This window comes from Burkholderia sp. SRS-W-2-2016 (assembly GCF_001931485.1).
Classification (GTDB): Bacteria; Pseudomonadota; Gammaproteobacteria; order Burkholderiales; family Burkholderiaceae; genus Paraburkholderia.
Genome location: NZ_MSDV01000031.1, coordinates 15,067 through 27,743, shown reverse-complemented (window position 1 = coordinate 27,743; position 12,677 = coordinate 15,067). Strand labels below are relative to the sequence as shown.

Here is a 12,677-nt window from a genome sequence, read left to right as displayed (position 1 = left end):
GAGACATCGCAATGAAGCAGCCTCAACGCGGCGGGGCGTCGACCCCACGCCAACCCGAACGCACGGTCGACGTGCAGGCGTTTATCGACGCCCAGCGCTTTTCACCGTTTCAATGGATGATCCTCGTGCTGTGCTTCCTCGTGGTCGCCGCCGACGGTTTCGACACCGCGGCGATCGGCTTCATTGCGCCGTCGCTGGTGCAGGAGTGGGGCATCGCGCGCAGCGCGCTCGGTCCGGTGATGAGCGCGGCGCTGGTCGGGCTCGGCATCGGCGCGCTCGCGGCCGGACCGTGCGCGGACCGGATCGGACGCAAGACGGTGCTGGTGCTGTCGGTGTTTTTCTTCGGGCTATGGAGTCTCGCGGCGGCGAAGGCCACCACGATCGAATCGCTGACCGTGCTGCGCTTTTTCACCGGTCTCGGGCTCGGCGCGGCGATGCCGAACGCGGTCACGCTGATGTCCGAATACGCGCCGGCACGCATCCGCGCGGTCGCGGTGAACGCGATGTTCTGCGGCTTTTCCGGCGGTCTCGCGCTCGGCGGGATCATGTCCGCGTGGCTGATTCCGCATTTCGGCTGGCATAGCGTGCTGGTGGCGGGCGGCGTCGGGCCGATCGCGCTGACCGTGCTGTTGCTGCTGATGCTGCCGGAATCCGCGCAATTTCTCGCGGTGCGCAAACGCGCCGATCAACGGATCGCGCGCATCCTGCAACGGATCGCCCCGCAAGCCGAGCTCGCCGGCAGCCGCTTCACGTCGACCGACGTGCGTCGCCGGCCGGGCAACACGCGCGGCCAATGGGCGCTCGCGATCATCCTGTCGGGCCGCTACCGCTTCGGCACGCTGATGCTGTGGCTCGCGTATTTCATGGGACTACTGATCTATTACCTGCTGACCAACTGGCTGCCGACGCTGTTCAAGGACACCGGTTTCTCCGGCGAAAAGGCCGCGTTGATGACCTCGCTGTTTCCGCTCGGCGGCATTCTCGGCAATCTGTGCGTCGGCTGGGTGATGGACCGTTTCGCCGGCCATCGGGTGATTGCGTTCACTTATGTGCTGGTCGGCGCGCTGGTGCTGCTGGTCGGGCTCGGCGTCGGCCATCAGGTGTGGCTCGGCACGCTGATCTTCCTGACCGGCACCGTGGTGACCAGCGCGGTCACGTCGATGTCGGCGCTCGCGGCGAGCTTTTACCCGACCCGCGCGCGGGCTACCGGGGTCGCGTGGATGCTCGGGATCGGCCGGGTCGGCGGGGTTGCCGGTGCGCTGGTCGGCGCCGCGTTGATGGGCCTGGGCTGGAAGTTCGGCTCGGTGTTCAGCCTGCTCGCGGTGCCGGCGGTGATCGCGGCGGCGGGCGTGCTGTTGATGATGCGGCGCGTGCCGCTCGGTGAAGACGCGGCGGCGGGCGATGTGGCCGGCGCGGTCGCGATCGATTGAGACTTGCGGTAGCAGTAACGGCGCGCGCTCACAGCGCGCGCAGCAACGCCATCTCGTTGTGCAGCAGCGCGAGCAGATCGTCGTCGCTCGGTCGCGTGCCCCAGTGGCGCGCGCCGGCGACCGACGCGATCGCGATCCACGAATGCGGCGGAAACCATTCGCGCAGCAGCGTGCCGTCCTGACGCAGACACAGTTGGCCGGTCAGTTCGCTGTATTCGGCGCAGATCAGCGCGCCGTCGACGGCCGCCGTCACTTTTCTCGGATCGTTGCGAACCACGTCGTCGCTCCTGTCGAAAGGGTGGCGCGAATGCCGGCGTGGCATGGCGGCGTCGGCGACGCCGCCAGCCATGCATCAACGGTCGTGACCGTGGCCATGCCAGCCGTTGTCATGCCGGTCGCCATGCGGGCCGCGCGCGTCGCGCCAGTCGTCGCCGCGACGGCGTTCCCACTCGTGACGCTCCCAGTCGCGGCGTTCCCAATAGCGATGACCATCGTAGTAGCGATCCTCGTACCAGCCCGGCTGGATCACCACCGCCGGCGGCGGAGGCGCATACACCGGGGCGGGCTGCACGTAGACCGGCGGCGGGGCCGCGATCACCGCGGGCGCGACCGCGATGCCGGGCACGCCGATGTTCACGCCGACGTCGACGTGCGCGAACGCGGCCGACGAGGCGCCGATCGCGAGACCGGCGACCAGCGTCAGCGGGAGCCAGCGGTTGCGTGAATGACTCATGATTGTTCTCTGTATCGTGGTGGAGAGTAGTAGTGACTAGCGACGTGCGCCGCTATCAATAACGGCCGTGGTCGTAATGGCCGCGGTCGTGGTCGTGATAGTGGGGACCCGGGCCGTCCGGAACCACGATGCAGCCGCTCAAGCCACCGCCGAGCGTGGCGGCCAGAATCATCAGTGCAAAAATCTTTTTCATCGATTACTCCCTGTGCCGGTATCACCGGTCATGTTTTGGCGTGTCGTATAAAGCGCTTCGTGCGAACCGCCTTGGTTTGACCCGAACTCTACTGAGCGGCGCGATTACCGGTGTGTTTGTGTGTAACAGGACGTGTCGATACGCGGCGGCGGCAACGCGACGACATGCGCGCGGCGCGCGCATCGGCAAAAGCGCGCACCTGACGTGTCGAAATGACAAACGCGGGTTAACAGGTCCGGCAAACCCTTGAAGCGGTTATGAAAAAAAGCGGCTGTGGGGCGATGCCGTGCGAATGGATCGCGCGAAGTGCCGTTGCATCGAGCGCTGAAAAAAGCGGCAAACGCGCTTTATAGGCGGATGTATCGCGCGGATACATTCGGTTGCAGACTGGGGGCGGAGCGGGCCGCACGCATTCGCGCGCGGCGTCGGAAAGACACGACACGGGTCGCGTCATCAGCTTCTCTTAAGCTGCGCTCCGGTAGCTAAAAAGCGCGGCGCGCGCGGAGCTTACTCGGTGGCCGCCGGTTCGCGCGCGGTCGCTTCGCGATAGCCGAGCCGCGTCGAAATCGCGAGACCCGCCTGTTTGAGCAGCGCGACGTAATGCGATTTCGTATCGGCGCCGCAGCGCATCGTCGGAAACGAAATCGACAGGCCGGCGATCACGCGGCCGAAGCGGTCGAACACCGGCACCGCGATGCATTGCAGACCTTCTTCCTGCTCCTCGTTGTCTTCTCCGTAACCCTGTTCGCGCACGCGCGGCAGAATGCTCAGCACCGCTTCCGCGCAGGTCAGCGTCTTTTGCGTCGAGCGGCGAAATTCGAGGTGCGAGAGCACTTCGCCTGCATCGGCTACGTCCATCCACGCGAGCAGCACCTTGCCGATCGCGGTGCTGTGCAGCGGATTGCGCCGGCCAATGCGCGACTGCATGCGCAGCCCGTAGTCCGCATCGATCTTGTGGATGTAGATGATCGCGTCGTCGTCGAATGCGCCCAGGTGTATCGCTTCGCGCGTCATCTGGCCGATGCGGCGCATTTCGATGTCGGCCTCGCGCACGAGGTCGACGCTCTCCAGCGCTTTCGCGCCGAGTTCGAACAGGCGGATCGTGAGGCGGTAGCGCTCGGTCTCGACTTCCTGGGTCACGTAGCCGAGCGCCTTCAATGTCTGGATCACGCGATGCACGGTGGTCTTCGACATGCCGAGCTGTTGCGACAGCTCGCTGATGCCGATCTGCCCGCGCTCGCCGATCGCGCCGAGAATCGCGAACACCCGCCCGATCGACGACGCCGATTCGCCGCGCTCGCCGCCGTCGGCTTCGAGCGCTGACGATGCGTCGTCCGCAGCCTTGCCGCGCGGTTTGCCGCGAGCGTTGTTTTTCTGTGTTGCCGTTGCCGCCATGTCCGTGATTCCCTGTCTGTGCCCACCCGCGCGGTCGAACGAGAATGCCGGCGCGAGAGCCGAGAGCATAGCGCGTTGGCCGCGATTGTTGGAGCCACGCGAACAACCGCGCGAACAACCGCGCGAGCTAGCGCGCGAGCCAGCCGCCATCCACCGCCAGTGTATGCCCGTGCACGTAGTCCGACGCGGCTGAAGCGAGAAACACCACCGGCCCGGCCAGATCGTCGGGCTCGCCCCAGCGGCCGGCCGGAATGCGGCCGAGAATCTCGTCGTTGCGCTGCGCGTCGTCGCGTAACGCGGCGGTGTTCGCGGTCGCCATATAGCCGGGCGCGATCGCGTTCACGTTGATCCGCTGCGCGGCCCATTCGTTCGCGAGCAGACGCGTCAGACCGAGCACGCCGCTTTTCGATGCGGTGTACGACGCGACCCGGATGCCGCCCTGAAACGACAGCATCGACGCGACGTTGATGATCTTGCCGCCGCGGCCCTGCCGCACGAACTGCCGCGCGACCGCTTGCGACAGGAAGAACAGGCTCTTCAGGTTCACGTCCATCACCGCGTCCCAGTCGGCTTCGCTAAATTCGAGCGCGTCCTCGCGGCGGATGATGCCCGCGTTGTTGACCAGCACGTCGATATGGCCGAACGCTTCGAACGCGGCGCCGACGATGTCGTCGAGCGGCGCGGTGCTCGCCAGATCCGCGCGCACGTCGGCGAAGCGGCGGCCGGCGGCCTTCACGCGCGCGGCGGTGTCGCCCGCGTCCGCGCGGCTCACGCCGACGATGTCGCAACCGGCCGCGGCGAGCGCGACCGCCATGCCGGCGCCGAGCCCGGTGTTGCTGCCGGTGACGATGGCAACCTTGCCGCTCAGATCGAAAGTGTTCACGGTGTTCAAACTCATCGGGTAGTCGGGGGAGGGTTGCAAAGCAGTGCGAACGAGGTGCGCATGGGTGCCAGGCGGCTCAGCGCAGCTCGGCGGTCTTCAGGTGGTCCATGTCGCCGAACACCTGGTTTTCGCCGACCATCCCCCAGATAAACGTGTACGCGCGCGTGCCGACGCCCGAGTGAATCGACCAGCTCGGCGAGATCACCGCCTGCTCGTTGCGCACGACGAGGTGCCGGGTCTCGCGCGGCTCGCCCATCATGTGAAAGACCGCGGCGTCGTCGGCGACGTTGAAGTAGAAATACACCTCCATGCGGCGCTCGTGCGTGTGGCACGGCATCGTGTTCCACAGGCTGCCCGGTTCGAGCCTGGTCATCCCCATCGACAGCTGGCAGGTCGGCAGCACGTCCGGCACGATGAACTTGTAGATCGTGCGGCGGTTGCTGGTGGCCGCATCGCCGAGCGTTTCGGGCGATGCCTGCGCGAGCGTGATCGTGCGGGTCGGATAGCTGGTGTGCGCGGGCGCGCAGTTCAGATAGAACTTCGCCGCGTGAGCGGCATCGGAGCAATCGCTGCCGAACGCAATCGACTGCGCGCCCTTGCCGATATAGATCGCCTCTTCACGGCGCACCGGATAGCGGGTGCCGTCGACATCGACCCAGCCGTCGCCGCCGATATTGATCGCGCCCAGTTCGCGCCGCTCGAGCAGATAGTTGACGCCGATCGACTTGCCGAGCGAGGAGGGCACCTCGACCGCGCGCTCCACCGGCCACACCCCGCCAACGATGATCCGGTCGATATGGCTATAGGTGAGCGTGAGCGCGTCGCGCTCGAAAATCCGCTCGACCAGAAATTCCTTGCGCAGAGCCGTCGTATCGAGGGTCTTCGCGTAGTCGCTGTTGATCGCCTGTCTCACTTCCATGTTGTCGTTCTCCGCCGTGCCGGCACGCGCCGTGTGCCCAGACTGTAACGCAGGAATTCGCATTTCGGAACACCGGTCCGAAAATGTTGCCTGGCAGAATCAATGGCGACAAGGCTTACGGGGAGGTAACGGGTAAACGATAGTCCGAGATGCATCAATAAAACGGAACGACGTTCCTTTTGCGATGCTATATTGCGCCGGACAGGGAGAGCCCGGCGCAGAACGGGACATCACCGCGGGTCAACCACCCGACAACGGGACGTGACAGTCCAAGGAGGAGGCATGAAGATCAAGAAGGCCATCGACCGCATTCCCGGCGGGCTGATGCTGGTGCCGCTATTGCTCGGCGCCTGTGTGCATACGTTCGCGCCCGGCGCGGGCAAGTACTTCGGCTCGTTTACCAACGGGCTGATCAGCGGCACCGTGCCGATCCTCGCGGTGTGGTTCTTCTGCATGGGCGCGACGATCGATCTGCGCGCGACCGGCACCGTGCTGCGCAAGTCGGGCACGCTGCTCGTCACCAAGATGCTGGTCGCGTGGATCGTCACGCTGATCGCCGCGCGCTTCATTCCGGTCGACGGCATCAAGACCGGGCTGTTCGCCGGGCTGTCGATCCTCGCGGTCACGACCTCGATGGACATGACCAACGGCGGCCTGTACGCGGCCGTGATGCAGCAGTACGGCACCAAGGAAGAGGCGGGCGCGTTCGTGTTGATGTCGGTCGAATCGGGGCCGCTGATCAGCATGTTGATTCTCGGCGCGACCGGCGTCGCGTTCTTCGAGCCGCGGCTGTTCGTCGGCGCGGTGCTGCCGTTTCTGGTCGGCTTCACGCTCGGCAATCTGGATAGCGAACTGCGCGAACTGTTCGGCCGCTGCGTGCATCCGCTGATTCCGTTCTTCGGCTTCGCGCTCGGCAACGGCATCGACCTGAACGTGATCGTCACGAGCGGGCTGCCGGGGATTGTGCTGGGGCTCGGCGTGATCGTCGTGACCGGCATTCCGCTGATTCTCGCGGACCGCTGGATTGCCGGCGGCAATGGCGCGGCGGGGCTGGCGGCGTCGTCGACGGCGGGCGCGGCGGTTGCGAATCCGGCGATCATCGCCGACATGATTCCGAGCTTCAAACCGCTGGTGCCGGCCGCGACCGCGATGGTGGCGACCGCCTGCCTCGTGACCGCGATCCTCGTGCCGATCCTGACCGCGTTGTGGGTGCGCCGCCATCATGCGCGCGATGCGCTGAAAGAGGAGTTCGCGACCGCGCAGGCGCCGCTCAACGAGCGGGACGCGCACGTCTGATTGAAGGGTGGGATAGGAGAAGCCGGCTCGCGTTGACGCGCGGGCCGGCTTTGTTTTGTCTGGGCGTTGATGCCGCCGAGCAGCTCGGTCTGCGGCTCAGTACGCTGCTCGGTGTGCTGCTCGGTGTGCTGCTCAGTACGCTGCTTAGTGGCCGCTTAGGGGCCGCTCAGTACGCCGCTCAGTGACCGCTTATGGCCCCGCTCAGCGCGCGGCGAGCTTCGTCTCTAACATCGCCTTCACCGAAGGCCATTCGTCGTCGATGATGCTAAAGCGCACCGAGTTGCGCTTGCGGCCGTCCGGCATGATCCGCTCATGCCGCACCACGCCTTCCTGTATGGCGCCGATACGCAGGATCGCCGCGCGCGATTTTTCGTTCAGTTCGTCGGTGGTGAACTGCACGCGCACGCAATGCAGCACTTCGAACGCGTGACGCAGCAGCAGATACTTCGCTTCGGTATTGACGGCCGAGCGCTGCGCCGACGCGGCGAGCCACGTATGGCCGATTTCGAGCTTGCGATTCGCGCGATCGATTTTCCAGAAGCGCGTGCTGCCGACGATCCGGCCCGTGGAGGCAGTCGCATCACCCGACGCACCACCCGCATCCCGCTCACGCCGTACGATCACGAACGGCATCACGGTGCCGGCCGCGCGACCGGCCAGCGCGCTGGCGATATACGCATCGATAGTCGCGGCGCCGGGCACCACGGTCAGCTTCATATCCCACAGCTGTCCGTCGGCGGCGGCTTCGACGAGCGCGGGCGCGTGCTCTTCACGCAGCGGCTGGAGTTCGACGCTAGTGCCGCTCAGCGTCGGTTGCATCGAGGTAGCGGAAAGATCGTTCATGGCAATAAAAAAGGTCCGCGAGCGATAGGCTCACGGACCTGGCAGATCGATTAACCCAGCGCGAATCGAAGCGTGCGCTGCAACGGCGCGAGCGGCCTTCCAGCAACCGTCGCGCCGTTCGTCAAGCGGCTGCTTAAGCCGACATCACCGTGACCGCCTTGGTCACGAGATACGCTTCCATCGCTTCCGGACCGCCTTCCGAACCGTAGCCCGAATCCTTCACGCCGCCGAACGGCATTTCCGGCGTCGGCGTGGCCGGCTGGTTGATCCACAGCATGCCGACTTCCATCTGCTGCGACAGCATGTGGACGTTGGCGAACGACTTCGTGTAAGCGTAGCCGGCCAGACCGTACGGCAGGCGGTTCGCTTCGGCGATGGCCTCTTCGAGCTTGTCGAAGCCGCGGATCGCGGCGATCGGGCCGAACGGCTCGTTGTTGAACACGTCCGCTTCGAGCGGCACGTCGGTCAGCACGGTCGGCGCGAAGAAGTTGCCGGCCGAACCGACGCGCTCGCCGCCGGTCGCGATCGTCGCGCCGGTCTTGCGGGCATCGTCGATGACCTTGGCCATCGCGCTCAGACGGCGCGCGTTGGCGAGCGGCCCGAGCGTCGTGCCTTCGGCGAGGCCGTCGCCGATCTTCAGGCTTTCAGCGTGCTTGACCAGCGCGTTCGCGAACTCTTCGCGGATGCTGTTGTGCACGAGGAAACGCGTCGGCGAGATGCAGACCTGGCCCGCGTTGCGGAACTTGGCGGCGCCTGCCGCCCTGACCGCGAGCGCGACGTCCGCGTCTTCCGCGACGATCACCGGCGCGTGGCCGCCCAGCTCCATCGTTGCGCGCTTCATGTGCGAGCCGGCCAGCGCGGCCAGCTGCTTGCCGACCGGCGTCGAGCCGGTGAACGTGACCTTGCGGATCACCGGATGCGGGATCAGGTACGCGGAGATTTCAGCCGGATCGCCGAACACGAGGCCGACCGTGCCGGCCGGCACGCCGGCTTCGACGAACGCCTGCAGCAGCGCCGCCGGCGAGGCCGGGGTTTCTTCCGGCGCCTTCACGAGGAACGAGCAGCCGCAGGCGAGCGACGCCGACAGCTTGCGCACCACCTGGTTGACCGGGAAGTTCCACGGCGTGAAGGCGGCGACCGGGCCGATCGGCTCTTTCAGAACCTGCGATTGCGCGGCGAGGTTACGCGACGGCACGATCCGGCCGTACACGCGGCGGCCTTCGTCGGCGAACCATTCGATGATGTCGGCCGCGGCCAGCACTTCGATGCGCGCTTCGGCGAACGGCTTGCCCTGTTCCTGCGTCATCAGGCGGCCGATGTCGGCGGCACGTTCGCGCACCAGCGCGGCGGCCTTGCGCATGATCGTTGCGCGCTCGTTGGCCGGCACTTTGCGCCATGCTTCGAAACCGCGTTGCGCGGCTTCGAGCGCACGGTCCAGATCGGCGATGCCGGCGTGCGCGACCTTGCCGATCGCTTCGCCGGTGGCGGGGTTGATCACGTCGAGGGTCTTGCCGCTGGCGGCGTCGCACCATTCGCCGTTGATCAGAAGTCGGGTATCGGTGTAGCTCGAGATGGCCATGCTGGGTTCCTGTGGATGGGAAAAACAACAGGCCGCGCGGTCGTGAGCCCGAGGGCGACAGACCTGCGCGGCCATCAATGAATGCCGATAACGCTTATCTTATCTGATTAAGGGATAACCTACCGGAGGCCCACCGCGCGCGCGGGCACGGCATGCCGCTTGCTCGTTCACCGGTACCGGTCTGGCTTTTGCGGGTCAGGCCGGGCGCCGCGTCATCGCGCACGCGTCGGACCCGCTGGTCCGGTTCCCTGACTCGAGGCCGGTCAGCGCCGCTGCCGGCCGGTTCGGCGCGTTCGGTTGAACGCGGCGCGCCATCTAATCAACCGCTCAATTTGCGCATCCAGAGGACATCGACATGCCAACCGGAAAAGTGAAATGGTTCAACGACGCGAAAGGCTTCGGTTTCATCACCCCCGATGACGGCGGGGAAGACCTGTTCGCCCATTTTTCGGAGATCCGTAGCGAAGGCTTCAAATCCTTGCAGGAAAACCAGAAGGTCAGCTTCGAAATCAAGCAGGGGCCGAAAGGCAAACAGGCGGCCGATATCAAACCTGTGTGACGCCGTGGGCGCCGCTGCCGCACGCCGGTCGCGGCGCCTGCGATCCGGTTCGCATCGCGACGCCTACCACAGCAAAAAGACAGCAATACGCGACGCAAAACAAAAGCGCGCAACGGTGCCGCTCGCGCCGAGAACGCAGTATGATTCCTCAGGTTTCCTTCAGCTTTGTTTCGTACTATCCGCTTCATCCGCGCCCGCTCGGGCAGCAATGATCCCGAAAGTTTCCGACAAAAACTGAAAGCGCCGATCCGGCTTGCTGGAGTCCTGATGAAAACTCTATTTTTGCAGGCCCCGTCATTCGACGGCTTCGATGGTGGTGCAGGTTCGCGCTACCAGGCAAAACGCGAGGTCAAGTCTTTCTGGTATCCCACCTGGCTAGCACAGCCGGCCGCATTGATCCCCGACAGCCGTGTGTTCGATGCCACCGCGAATGGCGCGTCGGTCGAAGCGACGCTCGAACTCGCGCAGCAGTACGAACTTGTCATCATCCACACCAGTACTCCTTCGTTTCCCACCGACGCGCTGTTCGCGCAGCATCTGAAAGAGCGCAAGCCGTCTATTCTGATCGGCATGGTCGGCGCCAAGGTTGCGGTCGACCCGCATAACTCGCTGACCGCGACCGATGCGATCGACTTCGTCGGCCGCGAAGAATTCGATTACACCTGCAAGGAAGTCGCCGAGGGCGTGCCGTTCGCGCAGATCAAGGGCTTGAGCTATCGCGCGCCGGACGGCTCGATCGAGCACAACGAAGCGCGGCCGATCCTCGAGAACATGGACGAGCTGCCGTTCGTCGCGCCGATCTACAAGCGCGACCTGACGATCCCCAACTACTTCAACGGCTATCTGAAGCATCCGTACGTGTCGCTGTACACCGGCCGCGGCTGCCGTTCGAGGTGCACGTTCTGCCTGTGGCCGCACACGGTGGGCGGCCATCGCTACCGCGTGCGTTCGGTCGAGCACGTGCTCGAAGAGGTGAAGTGGATTCGCGACAACATGCCCGAAGTCAAGGAGATCATGTTCGACGACGACACCTTCACCGACTTCCGGCCGCGCGCCGAAGAAATCGCGCGCGGGATGGGCAAGCTCGGCGTCACGTGGTCGTGCAACGCGAAGGCGAACGTCCCGTATTCGACGCTGAAGATCATGAGGGAGAACGGCCTGCGTCTGCTGCTGGTCGGCTACGAATCCGGCGACGACCAGATCCTGCTGAACGTGAAGAAGGGGCTGCGCACGGATATCGCGCGGCGCTTCGCGAAAGACTGCCGCTCGCTCGGCATCAAGGTGCACGGCACCTTTATTCTGGGCTTGCCCGGCGAGACCCAGGAGACGATCCGCAAGACCATCGAGTACGCGAAAGAGGTCAATCCGCTGACCATCCAGGTGTCGCTCGCGGCGCCGTATCCGGGCACCCGGCTCTATAACGAGGCGGTCGAAAACGGCTGGCTCGCGGAGAACAAGGTGATCAATCTGGTCAGCAAGGAGGGCGTGCAGCTCGCCGCGATCGGCTACCCGCATCTGTCGCGCGAAGAGATGTATCACCAGCTCGAAAACTTCTACAAGCGCTTCTATTTCCGGCCGTCGAAGATCTGGGAAATCCTGCGCGAAATGTTCACCAGCTGGGACATGATGAAACGGCGTCTGCGCGAAGGCGTCGAATTTTTCCGCTTCCTGCGCGCACACGAGGCGTGAACGCCGCACATCTGGCCGCCGTCACGCTCGCTTGCGCGTGCGCGGCGGCGGCTGTGATCGGCATCGGCTACAGCGTGCTCGCGAGCACGTTAATAGGACGTTTCTTCGCGAAACGCGTGGACGAGCCCGCGAGCTATCCGCCCGTCACCATCGTCAAACCGCTGCACGGCACCGAGTGGACGCTGCTCGACAATCTGTCGAGCTTTTGCGCGCAGGACTATCCCGGGCCGGTGCAGTACCTGTTCGGCGTGCACGATTCGGCCGATCCCGCGTTGCAGGCGGTCGAGCAATTACGCGCGTTGTATCCGCGCGCCGATATCACGGTGGTCGCCGATGCGCGTCTGTACGGCCCCAACCGCAAGATCAGCAATATCCTCAACATGCTGCCGCAGGCGCGCCACGACGTGCTGGTGTTCGCCGATAGCGACGTGAGCGTCGCGCCCGACTATCTGCGTTGCGTGGTCGGCGCGTTGCAGAAGCCCGGCGTCGGGCTCGTCACCTGCGCGTATCGCGGCCAGCCCGATCCGGGTTTCTGGCCGCGACTCTCGGCAATCGCCACTAACTACCAGTTCCTGCCGGGCGTCGTGATCGGACTCGCGTTCGGCCTCGCGCGGCCGTGCTTCGGCCAGACCATCGTGATGCGGCGCGACACCTATGAACGGATCGGCGGCTTCAGGCCGTTCGCGCACCATCTCGCCGAGGACTACGCGATCGGCAAAGCGGTGCGCGCGCTCGGCGAGGAGGTCGAGATTCCGCCGTTCGCGATTGCCCATGCGTGTGTCGAAACGCGCGCGACGCAGCTGGTCGCGCACGAGTTGCGCTGGAGCCGCACGATTCGCCGGATCAATCCGCTCGGCCACTTCGGCACCGCGCTCGTGCATCCGCTGCCGTTCGCGCTGCTTGCGCTCGCGCTGTCGGGCGGCGCGATGTGGACATGGCCGCTGCCGCTGGTTGCGCTCGTCGCGCGGCTCGCGCTGAAATGGCGCACCGATCGAGCGCTGCGCCAGCCGTGCCGCGACCTGTGGCTGCTGCCGGTCTGGGACCTCGTCGCGTTTGCGATTTTCGTCGCCAGTTTCCGCTCGTCGCGGGTGATCTGGCGCGGCTTCAGCTTCAAGGTCGACGGCGACGGGATGCTGTCGGCGGCACGGGACGACTAAC

13 protein-coding genes are annotated in these 12,677 nt (G+C 65.4%); 5 read left to right on the top strand and 8 right to left on the bottom strand.

The window, feature by feature from the left end; translation table 11 throughout:
- The first annotated feature begins 11 nt into the window (after positions 1–11).
- A complete protein-coding gene (locus tag BTH42_RS15145; protein ID WP_075300724.1) occupies positions 12–1,430 on the top strand; it encodes an aromatic acid/H+ symport family MFS transporter in 1,419 nt (472 codons plus the stop codon).
- Between the two features lie 28 nt (positions 1,431–1,458).
- Here BTH42_RS15145 and BTH42_RS15140 read toward each other — a convergent pair whose 3' ends face one another.
- The 6 genes from BTH42_RS15140 to kduI all read right to left on the bottom strand — a co-directional run bounded on the left by BTH42_RS15140 (position 1,459) and on the right by kduI (position 5,553).
- Positions 1,459–1,707, bottom strand: a complete 249-nt coding sequence (locus tag BTH42_RS15140; protein WP_075300787.1) for a hypothetical protein — start codon at positions 1,705–1,707, stop codon at positions 1,459–1,461.
- Positions 1,708–1,782: 75 nt separating this feature from the next.
- Complete coding sequence (locus tag BTH42_RS15135) at positions 1,783–2,163, bottom strand: hypothetical protein (protein ID WP_075300722.1); 381 nt, start codon at positions 2,161–2,163, stop codon at positions 1,783–1,785.
- A 55-nt stretch (positions 2,164–2,218) separates the two neighbouring features.
- Positions 2,219–2,356, bottom strand: a complete 138-nt coding sequence (locus BTH42_RS35460) for a hypothetical protein (RefSeq protein ID WP_178392173.1) — start codon at positions 2,354–2,356, stop codon at positions 2,219–2,221.
- 507 nt (positions 2,357–2,863) lie between these two features.
- Complete coding sequence (gene kdgR, locus BTH42_RS15130; protein ID WP_075300720.1) at positions 2,864–3,751, bottom strand: DNA-binding transcriptional regulator KdgR; 888 nt, start codon at positions 3,749–3,751, stop codon at positions 2,864–2,866.
- 127 nt (positions 3,752–3,878) lie between these two features.
- Positions 3,879–4,649 (bottom strand): 2-dehydro-3-deoxy-D-gluconate 5-dehydrogenase KduD, encoded by a 771-nt coding sequence (kduD, locus tag BTH42_RS15125; RefSeq protein ID WP_075300718.1) that lies wholly within the window; start codon positions 4,647–4,649, stop codon positions 3,879–3,881.
- 61 nt (positions 4,650–4,710) lie between these two features.
- Positions 4,711–5,553 (bottom strand): 5-dehydro-4-deoxy-D-glucuronate isomerase, encoded by an 843-nt coding sequence (gene kduI, locus BTH42_RS15120; RefSeq protein ID WP_075300716.1) that lies wholly within the window; start codon positions 5,551–5,553, stop codon positions 4,711–4,713.
- A 282-nt stretch (positions 5,554–5,835) separates the two neighbouring features.
- On the opposite strand from kduI, the gene kdgT reads away from it, so the two are divergent.
- Positions 5,836–6,849 carry a 2-keto-3-deoxygluconate transporter gene (gene kdgT / locus BTH42_RS15115; protein ID WP_075300714.1) on the top strand — a complete coding sequence of 338 codons (1,014 nt, stop codon included), beginning with the start codon at positions 5,836–5,838 and terminating at the stop codon, positions 6,847–6,849.
- Between the two features lie 201 nt (positions 6,850–7,050).
- On the opposite strand, the gene BTH42_RS15110 is transcribed toward kdgT, so the two are convergent.
- Together BTH42_RS15110 and BTH42_RS15105 are read right to left on the bottom strand one after the other, a co-directional pair.
- Positions 7,051–7,692, bottom strand: coding sequence for a GNAT family N-acetyltransferase (locus BTH42_RS15110; RefSeq protein WP_075300712.1), 642 nt, complete (start codon positions 7,690–7,692; stop codon positions 7,051–7,053).
- Between the two features lie 133 nt (positions 7,693–7,825).
- Entirely contained in the window at positions 7,826–9,271 is a 1,446-nt protein-coding gene (locus BTH42_RS15105) for an NAD-dependent succinate-semialdehyde dehydrogenase (protein ID WP_075300710.1), read from the bottom strand.
- Positions 9,272–9,626: 355 nt separating this feature from the next.
- Here BTH42_RS15105 and BTH42_RS15100 point away from each other — a divergent pair, with 355 nt between their 5' ends.
- The 3 genes from BTH42_RS15100 (at position 9,627) to hpnI (ending at position 12,676) form a co-directional block, all read left to right on the top strand.
- Positions 9,627–9,830, top strand: coding sequence for a cold-shock protein (locus BTH42_RS15100; protein ID WP_075300708.1), 204 nt, complete (start codon positions 9,627–9,629; stop codon positions 9,828–9,830).
- Between the two features lie 267 nt (positions 9,831–10,097).
- The gene (gene hpnJ, locus BTH42_RS15095; protein WP_075300706.1) at positions 10,098–11,519 is read left to right on the top strand and encodes a hopanoid biosynthesis associated radical SAM protein HpnJ; all 1,422 of its coding nucleotides are present in this window, start codon (positions 10,098–10,100) and stop codon (positions 11,517–11,519) included.
- On the top strand, positions 11,516–12,676 hold the full coding sequence (hpnI, locus tag BTH42_RS15090) for a bacteriohopanetetrol glucosamine biosynthesis glycosyltransferase HpnI (protein WP_075300704.1): 1,161 nt from the start codon (positions 11,516–11,518) through the stop codon (positions 12,674–12,676). Before hpnJ ends, hpnI begins: the two co-directional genes overlap by 4 nt.
- Position 12,677: the final 1 nt, after the last annotated feature.

Coding starts and splice junctions, on each gene's coding strand:
- BTH42_RS15145 (WP_075300724.1), top strand. CDS start 12: ATGAAGCAGCCTCAACGCGGCGGGGCGTCGACCCCACGCCAACCCGAA.
- BTH42_RS15135 (WP_075300722.1), bottom strand. CDS start 2,163: ATGAGTCATTCACGCAACCGCTGGCTCCCGCTGACGCTGGTCGCCGGT.
- BTH42_RS35460 (WP_178392173.1), bottom strand. CDS start 2,356: ATGAAAAAGATTTTTGCACTGATGATTCTGGCCGCCACGCTCGGCGGT.
- kdgR (WP_075300720.1), bottom strand. CDS start 3,751: ATGGCGGCAACGGCAACACAGAAAAACAACGCTCGCGGCAAACCGCGC.
- kduD (WP_075300718.1), bottom strand. CDS start 4,649: ATGAGTTTGAACACCGTGAACACTTTCGATCTGAGCGGCAAGGTTGCC.
- kduI (WP_075300716.1), bottom strand. CDS start 5,553: ATGGAAGTGAGACAGGCGATCAACAGCGACTACGCGAAGACCCTCGAT.
- kdgT (WP_075300714.1), top strand. CDS start 5,836: ATGAAGATCAAGAAGGCCATCGACCGCATTCCCGGCGGGCTGATGCTG.
- BTH42_RS15110 (WP_075300712.1), bottom strand. CDS start 7,692: ATGAACGATCTTTCCGCTACCTCGATGCAACCGACGCTGAGCGGCACT.
- BTH42_RS15105 (WP_075300710.1), bottom strand. CDS start 9,271: ATGGCCATCTCGAGCTACACCGATACCCGACTTCTGATCAACGGCGAA.
- BTH42_RS15100 (WP_075300708.1), top strand. CDS start 9,627: ATGCCAACCGGAAAAGTGAAATGGTTCAACGACGCGAAAGGCTTCGGT.
- hpnJ (WP_075300706.1), top strand. CDS start 10,098: ATGAAAACTCTATTTTTGCAGGCCCCGTCATTCGACGGCTTCGATGGT.